This is a genomic window from Ruegeria sp. HKCCD7303 (assembly GCF_013111185.1).
Classification (GTDB): domain Bacteria; phylum Pseudomonadota; class Alphaproteobacteria; order Rhodobacterales; family Rhodobacteraceae; genus Ruegeria.
The window spans coordinates 112,534-137,124 of the sequence record NZ_WVRE01000005.1; the positions used below are offsets into that span (position 1 = coordinate 112,534).

Annotated in this window: 25 protein-coding genes; 14 read left to right on the forward strand and 11 right to left on the reverse strand. The window is 57.9% G+C overall.

Features of this window, described 5'->3' with window-relative positions:
* Positions 1 to 98: 98 nt before the first annotated feature.
* On the reverse strand, positions 99 to 1,121 hold the full coding sequence (locus GS630_RS14300) for a porin (RefSeq protein ID WP_171620067.1): 1,023 nt from the start codon (positions 1,119 to 1,121) through the stop codon (positions 99 to 101).
* Between the two features lie 282 nt (positions 1,122 to 1,403).
* Here GS630_RS14300 and GS630_RS14305 point away from each other — a divergent pair, with 282 nt between their 5' ends.
* The 4 genes from GS630_RS14305 to holA all read left to right on the forward strand — a co-directional run bounded on the left by GS630_RS14305 (position 1,404) and on the right by holA (position 6,011).
* A complete protein-coding gene (locus GS630_RS14305; protein WP_171180282.1) occupies positions 1,404 to 1,889 on the forward strand; it encodes a DUF3576 domain-containing protein in 486 nt (161 codons plus the stop codon).
* A gap of 72 nt (positions 1,890 to 1,961) precedes the next feature.
* A complete protein-coding gene (gene leuS, locus GS630_RS14310; protein ID WP_171620069.1) occupies positions 1,962 to 4,496 on the forward strand; it encodes a leucine--tRNA ligase in 2,535 nt (844 codons plus the stop codon).
* Complete coding sequence (gene lptE / locus GS630_RS14315; RefSeq protein ID WP_171180286.1) at positions 4,483 to 4,986, forward strand: LPS assembly lipoprotein LptE; 504 nt, start codon at positions 4,483 to 4,485, stop codon at positions 4,984 to 4,986. The genes leuS and lptE overlap by 14 nt, the downstream gene beginning before the upstream one ends.
* Complete coding sequence (holA, locus tag GS630_RS14320; RefSeq protein WP_171620071.1) at positions 4,983 to 6,011, forward strand: DNA polymerase III subunit delta; 1,029 nt, start codon at positions 4,983 to 4,985, stop codon at positions 6,009 to 6,011. The genes lptE and holA overlap by 4 nt, the downstream gene beginning before the upstream one ends.
* A gap of 1 nt (position 6,012) precedes the next feature.
* Here the strand turns inward: holA and GS630_RS14325 are convergent, their stop codons facing one another.
* The gene (locus tag GS630_RS14325) at positions 6,013 to 7,197 is read right to left on the reverse strand and encodes a TIGR03862 family flavoprotein (protein ID WP_171236084.1); all 1,185 of its coding nucleotides are present in this window, start codon (positions 7,195 to 7,197) and stop codon (positions 6,013 to 6,015) included.
* 48 nt (positions 7,198 to 7,245) lie between these two features.
* Between GS630_RS14325 and GS630_RS14330 the strand changes: the two genes are divergently transcribed.
* A complete protein-coding gene (locus GS630_RS14330) occupies positions 7,246 to 7,542 on the forward strand; it encodes an HNH endonuclease (protein ID WP_171180292.1) in 297 nt (98 codons plus the stop codon).
* On the opposite strand, the gene GS630_RS14335 is transcribed toward GS630_RS14330, so the two are convergent.
* From GS630_RS14335 to GS630_RS14345, 3 genes are read right to left on the reverse strand one after another with little or no spacing between them, the layout of a single operon-like run.
* Positions 7,543 to 8,280 carry a VOC family protein gene (locus GS630_RS14335; protein ID WP_171620073.1) on the reverse strand — a complete coding sequence of 246 codons (738 nt, stop codon included), beginning with the start codon at positions 8,278 to 8,280 and terminating at the stop codon, positions 7,543 to 7,545.
* The gene (locus GS630_RS14340; RefSeq protein ID WP_171620075.1) at positions 8,277 to 8,885 is read right to left on the reverse strand and encodes an enoyl-CoA hydratase/isomerase family protein; all 609 of its coding nucleotides are present in this window, start codon (positions 8,883 to 8,885) and stop codon (positions 8,277 to 8,279) included. Before GS630_RS14340 ends, GS630_RS14335 begins: the two co-directional genes overlap by 4 nt.
* Complete coding sequence (locus GS630_RS14345; RefSeq protein ID WP_171236087.1) at positions 8,882 to 9,625, reverse strand: SDR family oxidoreductase; 744 nt, start codon at positions 9,623 to 9,625, stop codon at positions 8,882 to 8,884. Before GS630_RS14345 ends, GS630_RS14340 begins: the two co-directional genes overlap by 4 nt.
* Before the next feature lie 142 nt (positions 9,626 to 9,767).
* On the opposite strand from GS630_RS14345, the gene GS630_RS14350 reads away from it, so the two are divergent.
* The 5 genes from GS630_RS14350 (at position 9,768) to lpxK (ending at position 15,803) form a co-directional block, all read left to right on the forward strand.
* Positions 9,768 to 11,282: a DUF2125 domain-containing protein gene (locus GS630_RS14350; RefSeq protein ID WP_171712072.1), complete on the forward strand. Its 1,515-nt coding sequence runs from the start codon at positions 9,768 to 9,770 to the stop codon at positions 11,280 to 11,282.
* 164 nt (positions 11,283 to 11,446) lie between these two features.
* Positions 11,447 to 12,793 (forward strand): TldD/PmbA family protein, encoded by a 1,347-nt coding sequence (locus tag GS630_RS14355; protein WP_171620079.1) that lies wholly within the window; start codon positions 11,447 to 11,449, stop codon positions 12,791 to 12,793.
* Complete coding sequence (locus GS630_RS14360) at positions 12,780 to 13,580, forward strand: 3'(2'),5'-bisphosphate nucleotidase CysQ (RefSeq protein ID WP_171620081.1); 801 nt, start codon at positions 12,780 to 12,782, stop codon at positions 13,578 to 13,580. Before GS630_RS14355 ends, GS630_RS14360 begins: the two co-directional genes overlap by 14 nt.
* Positions 13,577 to 14,815 (forward strand): 3-deoxy-D-manno-octulosonic acid transferase, encoded by a 1,239-nt coding sequence (locus GS630_RS14365; protein ID WP_171620083.1) that lies wholly within the window; start codon positions 13,577 to 13,579, stop codon positions 14,813 to 14,815. Before GS630_RS14360 ends, GS630_RS14365 begins: the two co-directional genes overlap by 4 nt.
* Positions 14,802 to 15,803 (forward strand): tetraacyldisaccharide 4'-kinase, encoded by a 1,002-nt coding sequence (lpxK, locus tag GS630_RS14370; RefSeq protein ID WP_171620085.1) that lies wholly within the window; start codon positions 14,802 to 14,804, stop codon positions 15,801 to 15,803. The genes GS630_RS14365 and lpxK overlap by 14 nt, the downstream gene beginning before the upstream one ends.
* Positions 15,804 to 15,840: 37 nt before the next feature.
* Here lpxK and GS630_RS14375 read toward each other — a convergent pair whose 3' ends face one another.
* Both GS630_RS14375 and GS630_RS14380 read right to left on the reverse strand, forming a co-directional pair.
* Positions 15,841 to 16,503 carry a DsbA family protein gene (locus tag GS630_RS14375; RefSeq protein ID WP_171236093.1) on the reverse strand — a complete coding sequence of 221 codons (663 nt, stop codon included), beginning with the start codon at positions 16,501 to 16,503 and terminating at the stop codon, positions 15,841 to 15,843.
* A gap of 13 nt (positions 16,504 to 16,516) precedes the next feature.
* On the reverse strand, positions 16,517 to 17,023 hold the full coding sequence (locus tag GS630_RS14380; protein ID WP_171188610.1) for a DUF721 domain-containing protein: 507 nt from the start codon (positions 17,021 to 17,023) through the stop codon (positions 16,517 to 16,519).
* Positions 17,024 to 17,104: 81 nt separating this feature from the next.
* Between GS630_RS14380 and mutY the strand changes: the two genes are divergently transcribed.
* Positions 17,105 to 18,160, forward strand: a complete 1,056-nt coding sequence (mutY, locus tag GS630_RS14385) for an A/G-specific adenine glycosylase (RefSeq protein WP_171620087.1) — start codon at positions 17,105 to 17,107, stop codon at positions 18,158 to 18,160.
* Between the two features lie 61 nt (positions 18,161 to 18,221).
* Entirely contained in the window at positions 18,222 to 19,358 is a 1,137-nt protein-coding gene (locus tag GS630_RS14390) for an alkane 1-monooxygenase (protein ID WP_171620089.1), read from the forward strand.
* 79 nt (positions 19,359 to 19,437) lie between these two features.
* On the opposite strand, the gene GS630_RS14395 is transcribed toward GS630_RS14390, so the two are convergent.
* The 4 genes from GS630_RS14395 to GS630_RS14410 all read right to left on the reverse strand — a co-directional run bounded on the left by GS630_RS14395 (position 19,438) and on the right by GS630_RS14410 (position 23,354).
* Positions 19,438 to 20,820: an adenylate/guanylate cyclase domain-containing protein gene (locus GS630_RS14395; RefSeq protein WP_171238701.1), complete on the reverse strand. Its 1,383-nt coding sequence runs from the start codon at positions 20,818 to 20,820 to the stop codon at positions 19,438 to 19,440.
* A gap of 140 nt (positions 20,821 to 20,960) precedes the next feature.
* A complete protein-coding gene (locus GS630_RS14400) occupies positions 20,961 to 22,061 on the reverse strand; it encodes a site-specific DNA-methyltransferase (protein ID WP_171188606.1) in 1,101 nt (366 codons plus the stop codon).
* A 107-nt stretch (positions 22,062 to 22,168) separates the two neighbouring features.
* Entirely contained in the window at positions 22,169 to 22,786 is a 618-nt protein-coding gene (locus GS630_RS14405; RefSeq protein WP_171620161.1) for a ribonuclease HII, read from the reverse strand.
* Positions 22,787 to 22,895: 109 nt separating this feature from the next.
* A complete protein-coding gene (locus GS630_RS14410) occupies positions 22,896 to 23,354 on the reverse strand; it encodes a hypothetical protein (RefSeq protein WP_171238702.1) in 459 nt (152 codons plus the stop codon).
* A 176-nt stretch (positions 23,355 to 23,530) separates the two neighbouring features.
* Here GS630_RS14410 and GS630_RS14415 point away from each other — a divergent pair, with 176 nt between their 5' ends.
* Positions 23,531 to 23,818, forward strand: coding sequence for a hypothetical protein (locus tag GS630_RS14415; RefSeq protein ID WP_171180322.1), 288 nt, complete (start codon positions 23,531 to 23,533; stop codon positions 23,816 to 23,818).
* Complete coding sequence (locus tag GS630_RS14420; protein WP_171238703.1) at positions 23,790 to 24,491, forward strand: helix-turn-helix domain-containing protein; 702 nt, start codon at positions 23,790 to 23,792, stop codon at positions 24,489 to 24,491. Before GS630_RS14415 ends, GS630_RS14420 begins: the two co-directional genes overlap by 29 nt.
* The last annotated feature ends 100 nt before the right edge of the window (positions 24,492 to 24,591 follow it).

Sequence of the window (24,591 nt, forward strand, 5' to 3'; positions counted from 1 at the left end):
ATCCTCAATCTGTCTTTGGCGCAGAAAAACACCAAGTCGGCACAAAAGAAAAGGGCGAGTCCGAAGACCCGCCCTTAAACCTTACGGTTCAGATCAGCTTAGAAGTTGAACTGAGCACCGAAGTCAGCAACGATGGTCGAGTCTGCGCAGATGTCGCAGTCGTTCACACCGATACCACCGCGCAGCGATGCACCGCCACCCAGGTCGTAGATCGCACCGATTGCAACCTGCTGCAGGTCGGCATCAGCGTTACCGTCACCGTAGGTGAACAGCAGGGTGGTTGCAGCGCCCAGGTTGTAGGCTGCCGACAGACCCCATGCGGTGCCGTCAGTTGCTGCGATCTCGGTTGCGTCGTCTGCAACGAACAGAGTACCCGAGAAGTCACCGAATTCTGCACCCAGGGTCAGAACGGTCAGGCTCGGATCGCTAACACCGGAAACACCAGCGTCGGTCTGACCATAGGCCACAGCGGCGGTGATGTTGTTGAAGGTGTAGGTCGCGCTGATGTCCCAGCGGTCAGCATCGGTGGCAACACCGTTGATACCAATGGTCGCCTGATCGTACGACGCGCCAAAGGCGAAGTCACCAACAGCGTACTGGAAGAACACGGCGTTCGAACCCGAACCGGTCGACGAGTAACCCAGGAAGCTGTAGTTAACACCCGAATACTGGCCTGCGAACAGTTCCAGACCAACTTCGTTGCCGTAGTAGTTTGCCAAGTTGTCGAAGGCACCTGCAACGTTGCCAGCGTCAACACGCAGACCGCCGTAGATGACCGAGAAGCGCGCGCCGTTCAGGCCGGCCGAGTTTGCTTCACCGGTGCTGCTGTCCTCGTCAGCTTGCAGACGAACACGACCTTCGAAGCGAACGCCACCGTCGGTTTCAACGATACCGTCGATGTTCAGACGGAAACGCGAAACCAGGATTGCGTCGTCGGTGTCAACAACTGCGGTGTTGATGGTGGTGATCACGCCACCCGAAGTGGAGATGTTCGTAACGGCACCGACACGATCTTCAACGTAGCCAATACCAAAACGGCCGTAACCGCTGAAGTTAACTTCAGCTGCTGCAACGCCTGCGGTCGCGATCAGCGCCGTCGATGCGAAGAGAACTTTTTTCATCTTGTTTCCCTCGGTTTCAAAAAGAGTTATCTACTCGACACATGCCTCGGCATATGTCTCAGCACGGACACCGTTTCGCTCTTTTTGCCCCCTTTGCGCAAGCTTGGCATAAACGCTGCGGCGTCATTGGGGTCAGATTGGTGCAAGGATGCCACAGTCCGCTCACCCCCCAATACCGGCCACCCGCCAGGATTTCAGAAGAATAGGGTTGTTGCAGAGGGGGTCCTTGGCTAGGAGTATCCCCTGAATACCGTAGAACAAGTGAAACAGGACCGGTTTACAATGCGCCTGCCGACGATTTTGGGATTGATCATGCTGACCGCCGCTGTTTCGGCATGTGGACAGAATCAAAGCGCCTCGACGACCTATACGCCCAACCTCGCCGGCGGCAATTCAGATGAACGCGAGTTGAACGATCCTAACCGTTCGACAATTTGGGACATTTTCGACCGCAGCACAGCCGAGCAGGTGACCAATGTGAATCGCTACCTTTGGGCGGCTTCACTTGATGTGCTGAGTTTCCTGCCCGTGCAAGAAGTCGATCCGTTTACCGGTGTCATTGTAACGGGTTACGGCACACCGCCGGGTGGAGGGCGTTCATACCGGGCTACCGTTCACATCAGTGACCCTGCGCTGGCAGCCAGGTCGTTGTCCGTTGCTCTGCAAGCCAACGGCGGGGCACCTGTAAGCGCTGCAACGACCCGCGCTGTAGAGGACGCTATTCTGTCTCGTGCGCGTCAGCTACGCATTGCGGACAACAAGTTCTAGCAACCCGCCGAAAATCACACTAATACCACGCCGGGTTCCTACCCGGCGTTTTCATTCACGAAGGACCGCACAATGTCGCGCTATTCGGCCAACGAAATCGAAGCAAAATGGCAAGAGGCCTGGGACAAGGCCGGAATCTTCACCGCCAACCACAAGGCGGACAAGCCAAAGTATTATGTGCTTGAGATGTTCCCTTACCCGTCCGGCCGAATCCATATGGGACACGTGCGCAACTATACGATGGGTGACGTGATTGCGCGTCACAAGCTGGCGACAGGGCATAACGTACTGCACCCGATGGGATGGGACGCCTTCGGGATGCCTGCCGAAAACGCCGCGATGGCTATTGGTGGCCATCCGAAAGATTGGACTTATGGCAACATCGCCGACATGCGCGGGCAGATGAAGCCTTTGGGTCTGTCGATTGACTGGTCACGCGAATTCGCCACCTGTGATCCTGAATACTACGGCCAGCAGCAGGCTCTGTTCCTGGACATGCTCGAAGCCGGGCTGGTTTACCGCAAGAACGCGGTGGTGAACTGGGATCCGGTGGACATGACCGTTCTGGCGAACGAGCAGGTGGAAAACGGGCGCGGATGGCGTTCGGGCGCTTTGGTCGAGCGCCGCGAACTGACGCAATGGTTCTTCAAGATTTCCGACTATTCCGAAGAACTTCTGGACGCGTTGGACACGCTGGACAATTGGCCCGCCAAGGTGCGGCTGATGCAGGAAAACTGGATCGGCAAGTCGCGCGGCCTGCAATTTGGGTTCGAACGCACCGATGGTGGCGACCCAATCACGGTTTACACGACTCGCCCCGACACGCTGCTGGGCGCGTCCTTTGTTGGTATCTCGCCGGATCACCCGATTGCCAAGCAGCTCGAGGCCGAAAACCCCGAAGTTGCTGAATTTGTTGCCGAATGCCGCAAAGGCGGCACCACCGAAGAGGCCATCGAGACCGCCGAAAAGCTGGGCTATGACACCGGTATTCGCGTCAAGCACCCGTTGGACCCGAACTGGGAACTGCCGGTTTGGATCGCGAACTTCATCCTGATGGATTACGGCACGGGCGCGATCTTTGCCTGCCCGGCGCATGACCAGCGCGACCTTGATTTCTGCCGCAAATACGACCTGCCGGTGATCGATACGTTCTTTGCCCTGGACGATAACACGCCGGTCGACAAGATCGCGTTCGTTCCGCCGAAAACCGAAAAAGTCCGCTGGGTGAATCATTTCGCGGGCCTAACCGAGGCAACCGGCGACGAGGCCATCAATGCCACCGTCGATTTCGCCGAAAAGGCCGGTTGGGGCGAAGGCGTGACCAAATACCGCCTGCGTGACTGGGGCCTGAGCCGCCAGCGCTATTGGGGCTGCCCGATTCCTGTTGTGCACTGCGACAGCTGCGGTGTGGTGCCCGAGAAAAAAGAAAACCTGCCGGTCCGCCTGCCCGACGATGTCACTTTCGACAAACCGGGCAACCCGTTGGACCGCCACCCGACGTGGCGGGATTGCGCCTGCCCGAAATGTGGGGCTCCGGCCAAGCGTGAAACCGATACGATGGACACGTTTGTCGATTCGTCGTGGTATTTCGCCCGTTTCACCGCGCCCCGTTCTGAGACGCCAACCGATCTGGCCGAGGCCGAATACTGGATGAATGTCGACCAGTATATCGGCGGCATCGAACATGCGATTCTGCACCTGCTGTATTCCCGCTTCTTTGCCCGGGCAATGCAGATCACCGGCCACCTGCCGAAAAAAGCCATCGAGCCCTTCGATGCGCTGTTCACGCAAGGCATGGTGACGCATGAGATTTACCAGACCCGCGACGCCAATGGCCGCCCGGTCTATCACCTGCCCGAGGACGTTACCGACGGCAAACTGGCAGATGGCACTGAGGTCGAGATCATCCCCTCGGCCAAGATGTCGAAATCCAAGAAAAACGTGGTGGACCCGGTTAGCATCATCTCGGCCTTCGGAGCCGACACCGCGCGCTGGTTCGTACTGTCCGATTCGCCGCCCGAGCGGGACGTGGAATGGACTGCTTCGGGTGCAGAGGCTGCCTTTAAACACCTGAGCCGCGTACATCGCATCACCTCTGAAATCGTCGCGTCGGACGTTCCGGCCAATGGCGAAGACGAAACCCTGCTGCGCGAGATGCACAAGGCGATCCACGATGTCTCGGGCGGCGTCGAATCCTTTGGCTTCAACGCCTCGATTGCCAAACTGTATGCTTTCACCAACACGCTAGCCAAATCCAAGGCAGGCTCTGGGGCCAAACGCGAAGCCGCCAAAACGCTGGCACAGCTGATGTCGCCGATGACACCGCACCTGTCTGAAGAGCTTTGGAACATGTTGGGTGGTGAAGGTCTGGTTGCCACCGCAGCCTGGCCCGTCGCTGATGAGGCGATGCTGGTTGATGACACCGTTACCCTTCCCATCCAGATCAACGGCAAGCGTCGCGCGGAAATCAGCGTCTCCAAGGATCTGGCCAAGGACGAGGTTGAAAAAATCGCGCTCAGCACCGAAGCTGTGCAAAGGGCGCTGGATGGCAACGCGCCCAAGAAAGTGATCGTAGTTCCAGGTCGGATCGTGAATGTCGTTGTTTAACCGCAGAACCCTTTTGCTGATGCCGCTGGCCGCCTGTTTCCTTGGCGCGGCCTGTGGCTTCCAACCGGTCTACGCACCTGGGGGAACGGGTTCGCAACTCTACGGCAAGGTTGCTGTGTCCGAGCCGAACAATGTCGACAGCTATCTTCTGGTCCAGAATCTGGAACAGCAACTGGGCCGCAGCGCTGATGCGGTCAGCAAGTACAAATTGGACGTGCGGGTCACAACCGTGACGCGTAGGGCTGCGATTACCACGACGAATGAAACGCAACGGTACACGATTGACGGGCGGGCCCAGTATACGCTGCGGTCCAATGCAACCGGACAGATCGTAGCTTCGGGTACTGCGACCGACTTTGTGGCCTATTCCGCCGCGGGTTCGACCGTTTCCACCCTGGCTGATGAGCGCGACGCCAAAGACCGCCTGATGGTGATTCTATCGAGCCAGATCGTGAACCGATTGAATTCAAAACCGGATCTGGCCACATGAAGCTGAGCCCGCGCGAGGCTGATGGATATTTCTCCAAGCCGGACGCGGACAAGACCGGGTTGCTGATCTATGGCGCGGATGCGATGCGGGTCGCGCTCAAGCGTCAGCAGGTTCTGACAGCTTTGCTTGGCCCCGGTGCCGAAGAGGAAATGCGCCTGACACGCCTGCCCGGCAGCGATCTGCGCGGTGATCCCGCGTTGTTGCTGGATGCCATCAAGGCCGTTGGGTTCTTTCCCGGCCCCCGCGCGGTATTTGTCGAAGAGGCCACCGAAACCGCAGCACCTTCGATTCTGGCCGCGCTTGAAGATTGGGCCCCCGGAGACTCCCAGATCGTCGTTACGGCCGGGCAACTGAAACCCAGTTCGAAAATTCGCAAAGCGTTCGAAGCACACCCCGCAGCCTATGCGGTAGGCATCTATGACGACCCGCCATCCCGCGCCGAGGTGGAACGGATTCTGACCAAGTCAGGCCTGAAGAACATACCCCGCGATGTCATGTCTGCCATCAGCGAGCTGGCAGTCAGCCTCAGCCCCGGCGATTTCGCCCAAACCGTTGAGAAACTGTCGCTTTACAAGCGTGGGGACAGTTCAGAACTGACCATCGAAGACGTCGAAGCATGCGCCCCACGCTCGACCGAAGCCGCATTGGACGATGTTCTTAATGTGGTAGCCGAAGGCCGCGCGGGCGAGATCGGACCATTGATCCGGCGCTTGCAGGCGCAAGGGACTAATGGTGTGACATTGTGCATTGGGGCGACCCGGCATTTTCGAACGCTTTATGCCTGCGCCTCGGATCCGGGCGGCGCGGCACAGGGTATCGGCAAGCTGCGCCCGCCGGTTTATGGCAAGCGGCGGGACCGTATTCTGCGACAGGCGCAGGGATGGGGCGCACCGAAGCTGGAAACTGCGCTGACGGTTCTGACCGACACGGATTTATCGCTTAGGTCTGCAGGTCAAACGGCACCCGCTATGGCCTTGGTGGAACGCGCCATGATCCGCCTTGCGATGCTGGCGCGATCACGTTGAACTACCGGGTCTTTTCCAGCCAATCTGCGGCTGCCAGACCAGCCCACCGTCCGGTAGCCAGACAGGCTGTCAGCAAATAACCCCCTGTCGGGGCCTCCCAATCCAACATCTCTCCGGCACAGAACACACCCGGCAACGCGGTCAGCATCAGGCCGCCATCCAACGACGCGCTTTTAACGCCCCCTGCCGTCGAGATTGCTTCATCCATCGGGCGCAGACCGGCGTAGAGGATGGGCAGTTTCTTTAACACTGCAAACTGATCTGGTTGAGCTGTGCCGCTGCGTTTCATCATCTCATGGAAAATTGCGGCTTTTTGAGGCGACAGGTTCAGTGACTTTCTAAACCACTGAGACAGAGTAACTTTCGACCGTTTCGCGGCATAGCGCGCCTGCAGGGTTTTGTGATCCAGATCGGGCACCAAATCCACAAACAACGACTGCCCGACACGCAAGGCTGGGGTGAGCGAATACAGCCCGCTGCCCTCCAGCCCCTTTGCAGAAATTGCGGCTTCGCCTCGACTTTCAGAATCGCCTGCCATCCAGCGGACCGATTTCAACGCGGCCCCAAAGTGTGGTCGCATATGATCGCTCCAATCTACGGAAAGAGCAGAATTTGCTGGCTCGAATGGAGCCAGAGCCACACCTCTACTTGCAAGAGCTTCTGTCCACTGACCGTCCGAGCCAAGGCGCGCCCAACTTGCCCCACCCAGCGCCAGTACGGTGACATCAGTCGAAACGCTGCGCACCCCGTCGGGGGTGTCGAACTTCAGCGCCTCACCCTCCCAGCCTGTCCAGCGCCAGCGGGTATTGACCTCTACCCTTGCGTTTCCTAACCGGGCCAGCCAGGCGCGCAATAGGGGGGAGGCTTTCATAACCTCGGGAAAAACCCGGCCTGTTGAGCCTGTAAACAACGGCTGACCCAGATCGCGCGCCCAGTGTTGAACCGCATCGGAATCGAAAGCGGAAACCATTGGAGTCAACCAATCCGCAGCCTCGCCGTATGCGCGGATCAAGGTATCGAACGGCTCTTCCTTGGTCAGGTTCAGTCCAGATTTTCCAGCCATCAGGAACTTACGCGCGACTGACGGTTTAGCCTCGGCCACCAGCACGGAATGCCCTGCAGCGGCCAGTTGTTCGGCGGCCATCAACCCGGCGGGGCCTGCTCCGATTACCACTGCCTGCGCCATTCACATCCTCTTGCCTTCGCCACTTTCAGGCGCAAGTTTCTAACCATTATGACGAACAGCGATCCGATCTGCCCGCTTTGCGACCGCCCGATCCCCGACGGAGGCGGCAGCCTGCATCATCTGATCCCAAAACTCAAAGGAGGCAAGGGCGGGCCAACCGTTCTTTTGCATCAGATCTGCCATAAGGAGGTCCATGCCACACTGACCGAGGCCGAACTGGCGCGCAATTACAACACGGTCGAAGCCCTGCGCGCGCATCCAAGGCTTGAAAAGTTCCTGAACTGGGTTCGCAAACGCCCACCCGGCTTTCGGTCAAAGGTTCCAGGCAAACGGCGCGGACGGTGATCAACCCGGCAGGATCGGATCACCAAAGGCGTCGTTCAGAGGTTCAGGCACGCCTTCGATTTCAATGCCCTGATAATCTGGTACAGGCGCGAACTGAGCCCCCGCAACGTGCTGAAATTCCAGCGTTGTATAGGGCCGTTTCCAAAGCCATTCCCGGTTTTCAACCGACCACAGATCGGGATTTGGAGGCGTTTCCTGCGTGAAGGCATAGAAATGCAGATCAAAGCCGTAAGGAGCAACCTCTTGCATGGACAACAATGACATACCTTGCCCGCGCCAAAACGTGTCTTCAGCTGCGATATCCCCGGTCCGCAACGTGATCTGACCGATCCGCGCCTGCGCGAACGGCGCATCGGGATCAGCGGCGTACGGAGGCCGGTTGCCTTCGAAATCCTGTTGCAACAGCTCGATGACAAATCCTTCGGGGTCGGTCAGATGACACATGTAGCCGATATCCAGGAACTGGTTCGGATCGCTTACCGGGACATCCCGCGCGCGCAGATGGGTCGCCGCAAGATCAACATCCGGTACGGTTATGCCGATCTTCCAATAACGCTGGCCTCGGTCATGGGTGTATCCACCGCCGCCGGGCAGCAACAGAAGAACTGCATCCTCGCCCGCATAACCTACACGAACGTTAGCCCCTTCTTCCCTGACAAACATACCCAAAATGTCGCGATAAAAGGCCGCCAAATTGAGCGGATCAGCGACCCGCAGGCGCAGGGCCGACAGCCTCATGAACACAACCTTGCGATTCCGGCGGCAATCTTCGGGTCGGCGTTGACGCTATCGGCCACCAGATCGCGCGCGGTCTGCATCAGGTGATCAAGTTCGACAATCCGGTCCACCAAACCAAAATCATATGCCTCTTGTGCGCTGATTTTCTGGCCCGCCATCAGAATAAGCTTGGTACGTGCCGGTCCTACCAAAGCCGCCAACCGCTTGGGGTCGGAAGGTTGCGGCAGAAACCCCAGCTTCATCACCGGATAGAAGAACTTGGCCGAGGGCACCGCGATACGCAAATCGCAGGCCAAGGCCATACCGTTGGCCCCGCCAGCCAGAGTTCCGTTCAGTGCAGCAACAGTCAGGCAGGGCAGTGCAGCAATGGCGCCAGACAGACGTTCCCAGACATCCGACGTGGCCAGACCGGCGCGCGCTTCGTCAAGATCGGCACCGGCACTGAACACCTTGCCCGCCCCTGTCAGGATCAACGCCTTCGCCTCGGTCGCGGCCTCAGCAATCTCGGCCAGTTCGGTAAGCATGCCTCCGGTCAGAGCGTTGGCCTTGCCCGGGTTATTGATTGTGACTGTCCACAGGCCATCCTCTTTGATCAAATTGATCATATCAGCCCAACCCGTTTGCGAATATCCTCCAACCGCAGCGAGATTTCGGTGCCTAAAAACTCATTCGCATCATCGGAACACATCCAGAGCAGCGCCCGCGCGGGCCAGTCTGCGGGAATGTGCACATCCCAATCCAGTTGACTAACCGGATTGATGCCGCTGGCCTTGATCGACCGCTGCATATCCGTGGCCACCGTCCCCGGTGACAGGCCCATGGCGCGAATACCGTTATGGGCCTCTTCCAGATGCAGACATTCCGTTAGCATTTTGGCCCCGGCCTTGGACGCGCAATAATGGCTCCATGCCTCAACCGGGTTTGATGCGGCCCCGGACGAGATGGTCAGAATGCTTCCCCCGCCAGCGGCCCGCATGATCGGCAGCGCGGCGCGCATTCCATAAAAGACACCCTTGAGGTTGATGTCGATGGCCTTGCTCCATGCCTCAGTATCGGCGTTCGAGAGATGAAAGATCGGATCGATCACACCGGCGTTTCCGATCAGAACATCCAAGCCACCGAAACGGTCGACACAGGTGGCCACGGCCTGCTCGACCTGCGCAAAGTCGCTGACATCACACGCCAAAGCGATGGCCTGATCGCCCAAAGCGGCTGCCAAAGCATCGATCTGGTCGTGGCTGCGCGCCACCAAAGCCACATTGGCCCCGGCTGCGGCAAAAACGCGCCCTGCTTCAGCCCCGATTCCCCGGCTGGCCCCTGTAATAAGAACCGTTTTACCCTGCATCTGCCCCTCCTCACGCGCTGCAATTGCTTTCGGCTACAGCCGTAGCCCGGAAACGGGGAAAGGGTCCAGCCCTTGCCCCCCCTTGACGATACCCGTCACAAACCCGACCATGCGCCACAAATTGATCAAGAAGGGTTACCTTATGTCCGTTTTTCTCCGCCGCAGCTGCGGTGCAGCTTTGGCTTATGCCGTTGCCACTCAGGGCGCGCTTGCCGACCTGACGGCTGATGATGTCTGGTCCAACTGGCAAGGCTATTTTACCTCGATGGGCTATACCATCACGGGCGACGAAAGCTCGGCGGACGGTGTGACCACGATTTCGAACATGACGCTTTCAATGGCACTGCCCGAAGAGGAAGGGCAATTCCAAATGGTCATGCCCGAAATGACGCTGACCGAAAACGGCGACGGGACTGTGTCGGTCGGCATACCCGAGAACTTTCCCATGAAAATCACGGGTCAGGCCGAAGAAGGCGACTTTGCAGCTACGGTGACCTATTCTCATAGCCAATTGAACATGGTCGTATCGGGCGCCCCCGAAGACATGACCTATGACTACAATGCCGATATGCTTAGTATTTCACTGGACTCGATCGCAGTTGACGGCGAAACGGTTCCGGATGACGTCTTTGACCTGGCGGTCGCGGCGAATGATCTGAACGGCAGCTCGCGGATGCAGATCGGCGAAAACCGCGATCTCACACAGACATTCAATGCAGCCAGCCTGACCTACAACATGAACTTTCAGGACCCTGAAAGCGGTGAAACCGGATTGATCAATGGGCAGTTGGACCAATTGGCATTTGAAGGCGAAAACGTGTTTCCGAAAGACATTGATCTTTCGGATCCGCAGTCCTTTTACGAAGCCGGTTTTGCGTTCGACGGAGTTTTTACCTACGCGTCGGGCAACACGGATCTGAGTGGAACCAGCGAAGGCCAGGCATTTTCGATGAACAGTACTTCGGAAGGTGGGCGCTTTGCAGCCACCATCGATGCCGAAAAGCTGGTCTATGACATCGACCAAAACAGCACGACGCTGGCAGTGACTACAGCAGACCTGCCCTTCCCGATTGAAATCTCAATGGCCAATGCCGGGCTTAACTTTGAGTTCCCGGTTCAGCAGTCGGACGAAGTTCAGCCGTTTGGTCTGGGGTTTAATCTGACCGATTTCACGATGTCGGACGTACTGTGGGGTATATTCGATCCTGCAGGCGCACTTCCGCGTGATCCCGCGACAATCGCGCTGGATGCCACCGGCACGGCAAAGGTTCTGATGAACATCTTCGACCCGGAAATTGACCTCGAGTCCGAGGAAGCTCCGGGTGAGCTGCATTCTCTGAAAATCAATGAACTGCTGGTGTCTCTGGCCGGTACGAAACTGACAGGTGACGGCGATTTTGCGTTCGACAACTCGAACACCGAAGAATTCGATGGCTTGCCCAGCCCAAGCGGCGTTGCGAACCTGGAACTTGTTGGTGCCAACCAGTTGATCGACACCCTGATCGGCATGGGTATCATTTCAGACAATGACGCCTTGGGGGCTCGGATGATGATGGGCCTGATGGCAGTTCCGGGCGAAGAACCGGACACACTGAATTCGACCATCGAATTCACCGAGGATGGTCAGATCCTAGCGAATGGCCAGCGTATCAAATAATGTTTGAAAAGGGCCGCGTATCTTGCGGCCCTCTTTCCACCGTTCCTCGCCCAAATCTCTGAACCGGGGTGGGTCTGTCGAAATCCCCATCACACAATCCGGTCACGGGTCTTGCGAGACGGGCAGTCCAAGGCTAGGTCCTTGGAAATAAACCCGGAGGCCTTATGACCCGCACACCAGAAGAAATCAGCCAGCAATTGCTTGATGTGGCCCGCAAAGCAGGCGCAGAGGCGGCGGATGCCATCGTGCTTGACGGCTCCTCGGTTGCGGTCGAGGTGCGGGGCGGCGCGCTGGAACATGCAGAACGCTCGGAAGGCACGGATTTGGGGTTGCGGGTCTTTCTGGGTAAACGGTCTTCCATCGTATCCAGTTCCGACAGCCGCCCGGAAACCCTGCACGCTATGGCGGAACGCGCCGTTGCAATGGCCAAAGAAGCCCCCGAAGACCCGTATTCAGGATTGGCTGATCGCGACCAGCTGCTGAGCAACTGGGATGCGCAGTCACTGGAACTCATTGACCCAACCCCGGCCCCATCCGCCGAAACCCTGATGCAGGACGCTCTGGCAGCCGAAGCTGCGGCATTGGCTGTATCAGGTGTCACTCAGGTCTCAGATGCGGCCGCGAGCTATGGAACCCACCGCGTGCATCTGGCCGCCACAAACGGCTTTTCCGGCGGCTATGAGCGCAGCAGCCGGTCAGTGTCTTGCGTTGCGATCTCGGGCGAAGGCACCGGGATGGAACGGGAATATGACGGCGACAGTCGGACGTTTCAATCCGACCTGCGCAGCGCGGTTGAGATCGGGCGCACCGCAGGTGAACGCGCCGTGCAGCAGGTGGGCGCGCGCAAGCCTGAAACCGGCAGTTTCCCTGTGTTGTTTGATGAACGCATCTCGTCTTCACTGATCGGCCATCTATTGGCTGCCAGCAATGGTGCAGCGATCGCACGCGGCGCGTCTTGGCTCAAGGATTGCTTGGGGCAAGAGGTTCTGCCCGCGCATTTGTCGCTGATCGAAGACCCGCGCCGCCCGCGCATCTCGGGCTCTCGCCCTTTTGATGCCGAGGGTTTGCCGACACAACGCAGGGCAATTGTTGAAAACGGTGTCCTCACCGGGTGGACGCTGGATCTATCCAGCGCACGCAAGCTGGACATGGTGTCAACAGGCAACGCTGCGCGTGGCGTGTCCGGCCCGCCTTCTCCCAGCAACTGGAACCTCAGCCTGACGCAGGGCGACAAAAGCCGTGCTGATCTGGTGCGTGATATGGGTACCGGCTTGCTGGTCACATCCATGATCGGGTCGACGATCAACCCCAACACCGGTGACTATTCACGCGGGGCTTCTGGGTTCTGGGTGGAAAACGGCGAGATCAAACATCCGGTCAATGAATGCACTATCGCAGGTAATTTGCGGGACATGTTACGACGGATTATTCCGGCGAATGACGCCCGTCCATATCTGTCACGCGTGGTCCCCTCGTTGCTGATCGAAGGAATGACACTTGCCGGCAACTGACCTGTCCCTGCTCATTGACGCAGCACTCGAGGCCGGCAAGATCGCCACACGATATTCCGGGACGCAAGCGCAGCGCTGGGATAAACCCGATGGCGCCGGTCCAGTGACCGAGGCCGATTTGGCCGTGAACGCAATGCTTGGGGATCGGCTGCGTGCCGCACGACCGGGGTATGGCTGGTTGAGCGAGGAGTCCGAGGACACGTCCGAGCGGCTGGAGCGCCGCAACGCCTTCATCATCGATCCGATTGACGGCACGCGCAGCTTTGCCGAGGGTGCGCGCACATGGGCGCATTCGATCGCCGTCGCCGATGAAGGCAAAGTGACGGCCGCTGTCATCTATTTGCCGATGCGGAATTTGCTTTATGCTGCCGCCCGGGGAATGGGGGCAACGCTGAATGGTGAGGAAATCAAAACCTCGGCCTATGTCGACTTGCAGCAATCGGAAGTTCTGGCAGCTAAGCCGAATCTCGATACACGGCACTGGCGCGACGGGCATGTGCCTGACTTCGGGCGCGCATATCGCCCGTCTCTGGCCTATCGCATGGCTCTGGTTGGACAGGGGCGGTTTGACGCGATGCTGACTTTGCGCCCAAGCTGGGAATGGGACATTGCCGCCGGTGATCTGATTATCCAAGAGGCCGGTGGCGTGTGTACCGACCGGGCTGGGCAATCTTTGGTGTTCAACAACGCCACTCCTCGGCTGAACGGAGTAATCGCAGCGAACGCGGCGCTGCATGAAGAGCTTTCACAGCGGCTGGATCCGAGCGGACCCGGGATTGGGGCATGAGCAAGCCGGGATCCCTGAGCTTGGCGGCCTACAGGGTTCTGTCCTGGGGAATGCGCAACACCGTCGGTCAGCGCATCGACCTACCTCGTCCTGAAGGTGAGTTGCTCTGGATTCAAGTCGCCACGCCAGGTCACTTGCGCGCTGTGAGCGACTTTTGCCAACGCTTGCTTCAGGTTCGATCCGAACTGAGCTTTGTCCTGACCGGTCCACCGGACGCAGATCTGGACAGTTGGCCAGGTTGTGATTTCCATCTGACCAACCTGCCTCAGGACCAAAGCGGGGCTGTGCGTGGTTTCCTGGAGCATTGGCATCCGACAATGGGTCTTTGGGTCGGCGGTGATCTGAAGCCCAACATTTTAATCAGAGCAAGTGATCAGGACATCCCGCTGATATTATTCGATGCCGAATTCAGCGTCTCCTTGCCGCGAAGTGCACGTTGGTTACCGGACATCACCCGGGCAACCTTTGACTGTTTTCAAGAAATCATGACGGCATCGCCAGAGACTGCACGCCATATACGCAGACTTGGTGTTCAATCGTCCAAGGTCCACGAGGCTCCACCCCTGCGTATCAGCCCAAACCCGCGACCCTGGCCCGAAGACGAGTTGATTGAAACCAACCACACCCTTGCAGGGCGTCCGGTCTGGCTGGCGGCTTGGGTACAAGACAAAGAATTCATTTCGGTTCTAACGGCCCATCGGCAGGTGCTTCGGATGCTGCACCGTCTTGTTCTGGTTCTGCATGTCGCTGACGAAACGGAAGCAGGGCCGCTAAAGCGGCGGCTTGAGACCATGGATTTGCGTTGCGTCAATTGGGACGACGGCGACGAAATCGAAGACAGCACCCAAGTGATCCTGACCGCTGACCCAGAAAACCTGGGCCTTTGGTGCCGTGTATCCGCTGTGACCTTTATGGCCAGCTCTCTGGAACGTGGCGCCGGTGGGCGTGATCCGTCCGAGTCTATTGCATTGGGATCAGCCATCATTCACGGACCCTTTGTGCACCGCCATGACGCGTTGTATTCTCAGCTGCAGCGGGCGGGCGCTGCGAAACAGGTCAAGACAGCGACCGAATTGGGGGATGCACTTATCGAACTTTTGGCACCGGATCTTGCGGCCGGGATGGCGCTGGCGGGATGGCAGATGATAACCGAAGGCGCACCCCAGGCGGACGCCCTGATCGACATGGTGCAGGATATTCTGGATCAGCGGAGTGCAGAACGTGCGGGCACCTGATTTCTGGAACACTTCCCCTGAGCAACGGGATCTGAGGGCGCGCCTTCTGGCGCCGCTCGGTCACCTCTATGCGGCAGCAACAGCCCGCCGGATCGCCTCGCAAACTGGTGCGCAGCCCGGGGTACCAGTGATCTGTATCGGCAACCTAAATGCAGGTGGTACCGGTAAGACTCCCACGGTGATTTGGACGCTCGAACAACTAAGAAACGCATGGCACGAGCCGCATGTCGTCACGCGTGGGCACGGGGGGTCTTTGGAAGGCCCGGTGCAGGTCGATCCGGCCAAACACACAGCCGCCGAGGTCGGAGATGAGCCGCTGCTGCTGGCAATGTTCGGCGAGGTTTGGGTGGCCAAGGACCGGGCTGCAGGCGCACGTGCGGCTGCGGCTGCAGGCGCGACCGTGATTGTTCTGGATGACGGGTTCCAAAACCCTTCGGTCAGCAAGGATTTCTCGGTTATCGTCGTCGACGCGCAGCGCGGGTTTGGAAACGGCTTGTGTCTGCCCGCCGGTCCCTTGCGCGAACCCGTGGATGTGGGCCTGAAACGCGCCAATCTGGTTTTGTCGCTTGGCGACGAGACCGCACAAAAGACCTTTGCTGAACAATGGCAAGACCACCTGATGGTGCCTCATGTCACTGGGGCAATCGAACCGCTGCAAACCGGTATGGACTGGACAGGAACCCGGGCGCTGGCCTTTGCCGGTATCGGACACCCAGAAAAGTTCTTTCAAACTCTGCGCCGTATGGGTGCCGATTTGATACGGGCCGAAGCATTGGACGATCACCAGCCCCTAACCCAGGCCCTGATGACCCGGCTGGAAAACGACGCACGCACTCTGGGTGCTCAGATGGTGACCACAGAAAAAGACGCCGTGCGCCTGCCACCTGCATTCCGAAGTAAGGTGATCACGCTGCCGGTCCGGCTTCAGATACCAGAAGGCGAAAAGGTCAAAGAGATGCTGTTGACCGCGGCCCCGTCACCTAAGTAGATCCGGCCGACCCCATCGGGAGCCGACCGGCAAAAGATCAGCTGCCAAGCTCGGCTTCGATCAGCTTTTTGAAATCCGCGTAGGATTGATTGTCGACCTTCTTGCCATTCACGATGAAGGACGGGGTGGCTTGAATGCCGTCACGCTCAGCGTTTTCCTGGTACCACGCGGCCAGTGTACGCGCCTTGGTGCCGTCTTGTAGACATGCTTCCAGCTGATCGCCGTCGATCCCGGCCAAACGGCCGATCTTGCGCAGCTCGTCAACGATCTCAGTCGGACCGCCCGCGCGTGTCCACTCGGACTGCTTCTCGTAGATCACGTCGGTGAGGCCAAAGAACTTTTCGGGTCCGGCGCAGCGTGCGACCATCGACGCCCACAGACCGTAGCGGTCAAAATAAACCTCACGATAGGTAAACTTGACCTTTCCGGTGTCGATAAAGTCTTTCTTGAGCTGCTTGTACGCGCCCTGATGAAAACTCGCACAATGCGGGCAGGTGAAAGAAGCATATTCGATGATCTCGACCGGTGCGTCTTCGGCACCCTGCACCATTTCGATAACGGTCGAGGTATCAATCTCAGCCTCCTGCGCCTCAGCAGTGCTCACCAACAGGTTGGACGAATTGGAATTTGACAGCGACAGCCAATAGCCTCCAGCGGCTACGGCGACGGCCGCACAGATTACGGTTGCAATACGGCTCATTCTCGGCCCTTTCTCAGCGTTTCTGTTTGGATAAAACGTTGCAAGCGAGACGTTCAAGGGCTGCGCGCAAATCTTCATCATTCACGTCGCGTGACACTTTGTCGGCTTCGGCGGCAACGTCTGGAGCAATCTGGGGTTTTGCCTGCTTCGGCTTGTGGTCGAAACTGGCCTGCCCCTCGGCAAAACCGGTCGGAGCAGTCTGGGTGATGCGGATGCGGCTGATGGCGTTGTATCCGTAAACCGCGTTGACCTTACCGCGCAGTTGTTCCTTCTGCATTTCCAGCATCGGTGCCTGCGGGCCGGTGGTCAGCACGGTCAGGGTCGCACCAAAGCCGCCCTTGCCATAGCCCACATTGACCGGGCGCGCGATGGCAGCGGTGTCCTGACCTACAATCTCGGCCCAATGGGTCAACAACCGCGACACGGCAAAGCCACGGCTTTCACCGGCGCGCCGGATCTGATCATTCAGCAAGGACGCGGTGCGTTTGAACCCGCGGGTCGAGGAACGTCTGCGTTGCATCTGGTTTCCCACTCCTACACCGCTATTGTAATAGGCAGACCATCGGGTGCCAGCGAAACCCGACAAGGAGATGAATAAAACTTGCGTGACTCCCCTGAATTCATCGTCAGCACCCCGCTTTTGGAGTGGTATGACCGCCACGCGCGCGACATGCCATGGCGCGTCAGCCCTGCGGATCGGGCGGTCGGGGTGCGCCCTGACCCCTATCGGGTCTGGCTATCCGAAGTGATGTTGCAGCAAACCACCGTGGCGGCAGTGCGAGACTATTTCCTGCGTTTCACAACCCGCTGGCCAACAGTTCACGCGCTGGCCGCAGCGCCGGATGAACAGGTGATGGGGGAATGGGCTGGGCTTGGATATTATGCCCGCGCCCGCAACCTGTTGAAATGCGCCCGTGCTGTGGCGCAAGACCACGATGGCCAGTTTCCTGACACCTATGATGCATTGCTGAAACTGCCCGGCATCGGCCCGTATACCGCCGCTGCGATCTCGGCCATTGCATTTGATCAGCCCGAAACAGTGCTGGATGGCAATGTCGAACGGGTCATGGCCCGGTTTTATGACATCCACGATCCTTTGCCAGGGTCCAAACCTTTGCTGAAAGAAAAAGCCGAGGCCCTGACACCGACCACGCGACCCGGTGACTATGCTCAGGCGGTTATGGATCTGGGGGCCACGATCTGCACGCCGAAATCTCCGGCCTGCGGCATATGTCCGTTGCGTGATCCCTGTCAGGCCCGCATCGCGGGTACCATGATCAACTTGCCCCGAAAGACACCGAAAAAACCCAAGCCCACCCGCTATGGCCACGTCTATATTGCGCGCAAGGCAGACGGGGCCATGGTGCTGGAACGCAGACCGGACAAGGGGCTGCTGGGCGGAATGCTAGGCTGGCCCGGATCAGAGTGGAACGATGCCCCAACCGAACGCGCCCCGTTCGCGGCAGAGTGGACGATCCTGCCCGCAGAAGTGCGCCATACCTTTACGCATTTCCATTTGATTCTCAGAGTTTGGACTGTCGATCTAGAGGATCAATTCGTGCCCGAACACCTAACCGTGCTAGACAAGCACAGTTTCAAACCCAGCGACCTGCCGACAGTGATGCGCAAAGCCTACGATCTGTGGAGAGAACGTTAAGACCGCTGTGCAATCCGCCGGGTCGCGGATAGGCTAGGCCCATAACGTCGGAGCAGAAAAAATGATCGCAACAGGCACATTGTCCCGCTGGCAATCCGCCTCCCCTTTCTGGGTGTCCCTGCTGTTGATCCCGTTGATCTGGTTCACCGCAATTGCCGGAGGCTGGTGGGTCCTGTTGATCCCACTTTCAACGTGGTGGGCTTTTGCGGTTCTGGACCGGATCACCGGCCTGAACGAGCAAAACGCCGATCCGGAGACATCTGATGATGTGTTGCGCTGGTACATCCTGCTGACCAAGCTTTGGGTGCCGCTTCAATTCCTGACGCTGTTTGGTTTGATCTGGTATGCAACCCACACCAACCATCTGTCGACGCCCGCAAAGATTGGCCTGTTTTTCGGTATGGGCGTCCTGTCCGGTACAATCGGGATCAACTACAGTCACGAGCTTATGCACCAGAAAAGTCGGGGCGAGCGATGGCTGGGGGATATCCTTTTGGCCATGGTACTGTATTCTCATTTCCGGTCCGAACATCTGCTGGTCCATCACCGTTACGTGGGCACACCACGCGATCCGGTGACAGCCCGTTACAATGAAGGGTTCCACCGCTTTTATCCCCGCGTTCTATGGCAATGTCTGATGTCAGCCTTCAACGCCGAACGCGACAAGCTGGCCCGCAAAGACCGGCCATGGACGGATCGTTCCAACCCGTTTTGGCGATACTGGGCCCTGCAAGGCGCGATGCTGGCGCTGGCTGCGCTGATCGGAGGGTGGGCTGGTTTGGCCCTGTTTCTGCTGCAAGCCGGTGTCGCGATCTGGCAGCTTGAGCTGGTCAACTACGTCGAACACTACGGCCTGACACGAAAATATCTGGGCGACGGTCGGTACGAACATGTCTTGCCGTGTCATTCCTGGAATGCGGCGCATAAGGCATCAAACTGGTTGCTGATCAATCTGCAGCGCCATTCCGACCATCACTACAAACCCAACCGCCGGTTTCCGCTGTTGCAACATCACAGACCAGACTCAGCCCCGCAATTGCCGTATGGCTATCCGGTGATGACAGTCGCAGCGATGATCCCTCCGCTTTGGAAGCGGGTGATGAACCCGCGTGTTCGGGAATGGCGACGCCATTATTACCCCGAGATTAAGGACTGGCACCCCTACAACAAGGCTTTGAACCCGATGCCCAAAGCGTGACCGCAGCGCGCGTCTGCGCGCTGTCTGGCCCAACTGTCAGCACGGCATCTTCGATGCTGTTCTGATGGGCGGGAGGGTTTCAGTTCTTCATCACCCAGATATTCATCGGCGTCTCTACCCCGCGGACAGATTGATCGCGATGTGCAGTGAAGCCTTCCATCGCACCTGGCACAGTGGGGTTTTCTTCGGCTACCCGTTCCCGCACAGCATCGCTGACAACTATGTTTGCCTGAAACTCGCGCGTCAGTGCCTCCAGCTTGGCAGCCACATTAACCGCATCACCGATCACTGCAAATTCCAGCCGGTTGGCGCCAATATCCCCCAAAACGACCGAGCCATAGTGCACCCCAATCCCAACTTGGATTTCAGGTTCTCCGGCACGCCGACGATCCAGATTCCAGCGGTCGATCACTTTTACCATCGCGCGCGCGCAGCCCAAGGCATTGCTCGCATCCAAGGGCGTCGGCACCGGCGTACCAAAAGTCGCCATCAAGCCGTCACCCAGATACTTGTCCAGGGTTCCATGGTGCCGGAACACTTCGGTCTCCATACGGGCGTGGAAACCTCGCAGCACCTCGATGACCTCATAGGGATCACGCCCGGCGGCGTATTTGGTGAAACCCACGATGTCGATGAACAAGACTGCCACATTCTCTTTACGGACCTGTTTCAGCGGCTCGTCGTTCTGGCTGAGTTCATCCACCACGTTAGGAGAGAAATATCGCGACAGGTTGGCCCGTTCCCGCTCCAAACCGGCGTTGCTCATCAACAGCTGGTTCAATCGCCGCATCGAGACACCCAATGTCACCGCAACCATGATAAAAACGACGACTTGCTGGATACGCTGCGGGGCCATGAAGCTGTTGGGATTTAGCAATTCCGCCACATCCGGATACCCTTGCAAGGCCGTCGCAACCTTTTCGCTGATACCTGGAATGGGGGTGGCCACCCACCAGGCAATGATCCACCCCGCCGTCCACATCATCGCGGTCCAGGAGCCGATGGCAATCACCGTCCGCCAAGAATAGGCCAAAGTCCCAGCTGCCAAAATGATGAAAAAATACTGGAAGTTGTCGAACCGATATTGCATCGCCAACGGTCGAACATCTTCGCTGAACGGGTTAGGCACAATCATTCCAAGCGTCATGATCAGCAGGTCGACAAAGATCAGCAGCAACTCAACCCGCGACTGCCCAACGCGACCCGCACGGCGTATCAGCCACCCGTTGGCGCAGATCAGCAACAGGATGAAGTGATACCAAAGCACTTCCCACTGCGGGTTAAGGAAAATCAGAAGAACCCCAGTCAGCGCCATCGCCACCCAACGGGCACGCACGGCCAGTTCCAACCCTTCGCGCTTGTGCCGTTCTAACGCCGCCTCGGTATACTTGTTGTCCAAATCATATGTATCAGGCTGTGTAAAAAACAGGCTGCGGCGGGGCTGCGCGGTCGTCTCGGTCATGGCCGTGATCTTTCTTGCAGTGTCAGGGTCACTGTCATGCAACCACTCTTGATGCCAAAACAAAAGACCCCGCCGTAGGATCGGCGGGGCAAGGCTTAGTGCCTTGTGTCAGGCCACAGGCACCGGCGGTGTTCGTGAAATCAGTTCATCTCGGCCCGGATCTGCTGACGCAGAACGTCGATCGGAACCGTTTTTCCATCACGCTTGAAGCACCAGTATGTCCAGCCGTTGCAAGATGGAGCGTTTTCCAGATGTGCGCCAACCTGATGGATCGAGCCTTTGACGTTTTGACCGACCAGCGTGCCATCGGCGCGCACTTTGGCCTTGTGGCGCTGGTTCATGGAATAGAGTTCTTCGCCCGGTCTCAGCATTCCACGCTCGACCAGTTGGCCAAAGGGTACGCGCGGTTCGGCGCGTTTGCTGGCGCTGACTTCCAGCGCTTCGCGATCGAACTTGCGCACCTTGGCGATGCGTTTCTCGGCCACTTTGCGATAGCTTTCCTCACGCTCGATTCCGATGAACTCGCGACCCAGCATTTTGGCGACTGCACCGGTTGTACCTGTGCCAAAGAACGGATCCAAAATCACATCGCCCGGATTGGTCGAGCCAATCAACACGCGGTGCAGCAGCGACTCCGGCTTTTGCGTCGGATGCGCTTTGTCGCCGTTTTCGTCCTTCAGACGCTCATGCCCGGTGCAGATCGGCAGCACCCAGTCGCTGCGCATTTGCACGCCTTCGTTCAGCGCTTTCAAAGCTTCATAGTTGAACGTGTATTTCGCACCTTCGCGCTTGCTGGCCCAGATCATAGTCTCATGCGCGTTGGTAAAGCGCTTGCCCCGGAAATTCGGCATGGGATTCGACTTACGCCATACAACGTCGTTCAAAATCCAGTACCCCGCGTCCTGCAGGGCCGAGCCCACGCGGAAGATGTTGTGATAAGACCCAATAACCCAGATCGCGCCATTGGGCTTCAGCAGACGGTGTGCCGCCTTCAGCCATTCGCGCGTGAACTGGTCATAGGCACCAAAGCTGGAAAACTGATCCCAGTGATCATCAACCGCATCCACCTGAGAGTTATCCGGGCGGTGCAACTGGCCTTTCAACTGCAGATTATAGGGCGGATCCGCGAAAATCAGGTCAACCGACGCCTCGGGCAGACTGTTCATCACTTCGATGCAGTCCCCGGAAAGAATCGTGTTTAAAGGGAGCGCTTTTGCGCCCTTTTTGGTGGTCGTTGTCATATCACTGCCTCAAGTATCCACGGCGCTTTTGCGCTCATTTGGTTGAGACAAGGATGAGTCAAAGACGATTCGCCGTCAATTTCTTTTTTGAATCAGCAACTTACGATTTACTCTTGATACAAGATATTGTGCACCGGCTTGAACGAACGTCTATGGTGTGGGGTCACGCCAAGATTTTGCAGCGCTTCTTTGTGTTGTTTTGACGGATAACCGGCGTTGGTTTCCCATCCATAACCCGGATGCTGTTGCGCCAAATCCACCATCACCTGATCCCGCCAGTTTTTCGCAAGGATCGAAGCAGCTGCAATCGACACCGAACGGGCATCCCCCTTCACGACGGCCTGCGACGGGATTTTCATGCCACGCGGAATCATGTTGCCGTCGATCAGCAGGAAATCAGGGGCAGGTGTCAGTGCCTCAACCGCGCGCACCATCGCCAAATGCGAAGCCCTCAGGATGTTAATCTCGTCAATCTCGGCAACGGTCGCTTCGGCAATGGCAAATTCAGCGCTGGAGCGAATCTCTGCGTCCAGTGCGGCCCGACGTTTTGCGGTCAGCTTCTTGGAGTCATTCAACCCCTCGGGAATATCCTTTGGGTTCAGAATCACGGCTGCAGCCACAACAGGCCCGGCCAAAGGGCCACGCCCGACCTCATCCACTCCGGCGATACGAATATGGCCCCGCTCCAGCAGCGCCTGCTCAAGTTCGAAATTCGGCTTTGTCATTTCACTGGAAAAACGTGTTTCACGCGACACCGCAAGAAAAAAGAGAGGGTGGCCCAAACCACCCTCTCTAACACGACGCTTCATGGGCGCCGCTCCTGCTCGACCGATGTTACTGATAAACGACGCGGTATCCTTTCTTGCGCAGGCATGCAGGCTCATATGCCCGCTTAACCTTTTTGCCGTTCCAGAAACCAACCTTGCACTCTTTCGGCAGGCTATGGACATGTTTGTAGTGCTTCTTCAGGCACTTCGGACCAAGCAACAAATGGTCCTGTGAATACCCGTTATACTTGCGCAGGCAGCGCTGCGGCAGATCGTACCGCGCCACGCGCGGCGGCAACGGGCGCACGGGCTGTGGCTTGTAGGGTTTCGGGTTATATGCCTGATAACGAGCCGCCCGGTCTTTGTGCTTTTCTTTGTTATAATAATGAACTCCCGCGCCGATGATCGCGATGGCCGCCAGGCCACCCAGAATGTCCTTGGCATCCGCCGCCTTCGCCTGAGAAGCCGAGACACCAGTAATGGCAACAGCGGTCGCAATGATCAGAGCGATGAATTTCTTATGCATGATGCGCATCCTTTTCGTTGATTGGGCGACCGTATGACGGACCGCGTCCTGACTGCCCTGACACTGGGGGCGGTGGGTCCAGACAGGCAATAACAGCCCTGTGTTATCCGATATCAGAGCCCGCAAACCCCTTGGGTTATTGAATATCGCGGCAACTCATGCGCAGGATGCGGCCTATGAAACAGATCCTCTCTTCTCTGACCTTTGCGGCCCTGATATCGCTTGGTTCTGCCGTGTCTGCGGCGGATTGCTATGCGGATTACAAGGCCAAGAAAGACAACCCGCTGCGCCTGCATTACGGGGTCATTCAGGTCTCGGCCTGCGACAAGGGCCGGGCCCGGGCTGAAATCGCACAGCGCCTGAACGCATCGGGGTGGACACTGCTAGAGGTGCAATCCGTTTTTGGGCCAGAAGGGCTGGATCAGAGGAAGGACAATGCCGGACAATTCTATCTCCGTTTCTGATGCGCGCCGGTCGGGCGTCCGGCTGGTTGTGCTGGGCATCGCTGCCATCGTTGCTATCCTGATCACCGCTGCCGTTTTCCTGTTCTGGACGCTGCCAGACGCAAACGCCTTCAACGCGCGGGTCGAACGGCTGTTTGTCGAGGCCGATCTGACCTCGCAAACAGAAATCCGGTTGCTTGAAATACTGGCCCAGTCCGGCACCGCCTTTGCCGACACCTTGTCCAGTTACCGAATGGTCATCTACGTACTACTGGTTTTTGCCAGCGCGATGATGATCTCGGCGCTGGTGTTTCTGGTGATGCTGGTTCTGCTGAACCGACGCATGGCTCAGATTGAACGCACTGGCATTCAGGTGACATCCCTGCTGATCAGTCGCGAGGAGAACACCGTTTACCTCAACAATATGGATTTCAAACTGACACCCGCCGCCATGGAAACCCTATCCGTTCTGGCGGAATCCCGGCTGGATGACGAGGTTCTGTCCGGTGCCCAGATCGAAGGAGTGATTTCCGGTCGCGACGAAGCCGACTGCGACGAAGCCGCAGGCGCAACGCGGATCAAACGGCTGCGCGACGCGCTTGGAAATCAAATGGTCAGTGAACTTTTGGTCAAGAATATCGCCAAGAAAGGCTATATGCTGTCCATAGAAAAAGACGTCATTCAGATGGTCTGATCACTTGGACACCAACGCTCGTTTCCGGTAAAATCCAGTTTCGGCCTCTTGGAAAGTGGGATGGGAGCGCCCATTCTGAATATACCAAAGGCAAGGGAGG

What these genes read in the sequence shown, in the direction of transcription:
- GS630_RS14300 (WP_171620067.1), bottom strand. Translation starts at nt 1,121, where the DNA reads ATGAAAAAAGTTCTCTTCGCATCGACGGCGCTGATCGCGACCGCAGGC.
- GS630_RS14305 (WP_171180282.1), top strand. Translation starts at nt 1,404, where the DNA reads ATGCGCCTGCCGACGATTTTGGGATTGATCATGCTGACCGCCGCTGTT.
- leuS (WP_171620069.1), top strand. Translation starts at nt 1,962, where the DNA reads ATGTCGCGCTATTCGGCCAACGAAATCGAAGCAAAATGGCAAGAGGCC.
- lptE (WP_171180286.1), top strand. Translation starts at nt 4,483, where the DNA reads ATGTCGTTGTTTAACCGCAGAACCCTTTTGCTGATGCCGCTGGCCGCC.
- holA (WP_171620071.1), top strand. Translation starts at nt 4,983, where the DNA reads ATGAAGCTGAGCCCGCGCGAGGCTGATGGATATTTCTCCAAGCCGGAC.
- GS630_RS14325 (WP_171236084.1), bottom strand. Translation starts at nt 7,197, where the DNA reads ATGGCGCAGGCAGTGGTAATCGGAGCAGGCCCCGCCGGGTTGATGGCC.
- GS630_RS14330 (WP_171180292.1), top strand. Translation starts at nt 7,246, where the DNA reads ATGACGAACAGCGATCCGATCTGCCCGCTTTGCGACCGCCCGATCCCC.
- GS630_RS14335 (WP_171620073.1), bottom strand. Translation starts at nt 8,280, where the DNA reads ATGAGGCTGTCGGCCCTGCGCCTGCGGGTCGCTGATCCGCTCAATTTG.
- GS630_RS14340 (WP_171620075.1), bottom strand. Translation starts at nt 8,885, where the DNA reads ATGATCAATTTGATCAAAGAGGATGGCCTGTGGACAGTCACAATCAAT.
- GS630_RS14345 (WP_171236087.1), bottom strand. Translation starts at nt 9,625, where the DNA reads ATGCAGGGTAAAACGGTTCTTATTACAGGGGCCAGCCGGGGAATCGGG.
- GS630_RS14350 (WP_171712072.1), top strand. Translation starts at nt 9,768, where the DNA reads ATGTCCGTTTTTCTCCGCCGCAGCTGCGGTGCAGCTTTGGCTTATGCC.
- GS630_RS14355 (WP_171620079.1), top strand. Translation starts at nt 11,447, where the DNA reads ATGACCCGCACACCAGAAGAAATCAGCCAGCAATTGCTTGATGTGGCC.
- GS630_RS14365 (WP_171620083.1), top strand. Translation starts at nt 13,577, where the DNA reads ATGAGCAAGCCGGGATCCCTGAGCTTGGCGGCCTACAGGGTTCTGTCC.
- GS630_RS14375 (WP_171236093.1), bottom strand. Translation starts at nt 16,503, where the DNA reads ATGAGCCGTATTGCAACCGTAATCTGTGCGGCCGTCGCCGTAGCCGCT.
- GS630_RS14380 (WP_171188610.1), bottom strand. Translation starts at nt 17,023, where the DNA reads ATGCAACGCAGACGTTCCTCGACCCGCGGGTTCAAACGCACCGCGTCC.
- GS630_RS14390 (WP_171620089.1), top strand. Translation starts at nt 18,222, where the DNA reads ATGATCGCAACAGGCACATTGTCCCGCTGGCAATCCGCCTCCCCTTTC.
- GS630_RS14395 (WP_171238701.1), bottom strand. Translation starts at nt 20,820, where the DNA reads ATGACCGAGACGACCGCGCAGCCCCGCCGCAGCCTGTTTTTTACACAG.
- GS630_RS14400 (WP_171188606.1), bottom strand. Translation starts at nt 22,061, where the DNA reads ATGACAACGACCACCAAAAAGGGCGCAAAAGCGCTCCCTTTAAACACG.
- GS630_RS14405 (WP_171620161.1), bottom strand. Translation starts at nt 22,786, where the DNA reads ATGACAAAGCCGAATTTCGAACTTGAGCAGGCGCTGCTGGAGCGGGGC.
- GS630_RS14410 (WP_171238702.1), bottom strand. Translation starts at nt 23,354, where the DNA reads ATGCATAAGAAATTCATCGCTCTGATCATTGCGACCGCTGTTGCCATT.
- GS630_RS14415 (WP_171180322.1), top strand. Translation starts at nt 23,531, where the DNA reads ATGAAACAGATCCTCTCTTCTCTGACCTTTGCGGCCCTGATATCGCTT.
- GS630_RS14420 (WP_171238703.1), top strand. Translation starts at nt 23,790, where the DNA reads ATGCCGGACAATTCTATCTCCGTTTCTGATGCGCGCCGGTCGGGCGTC.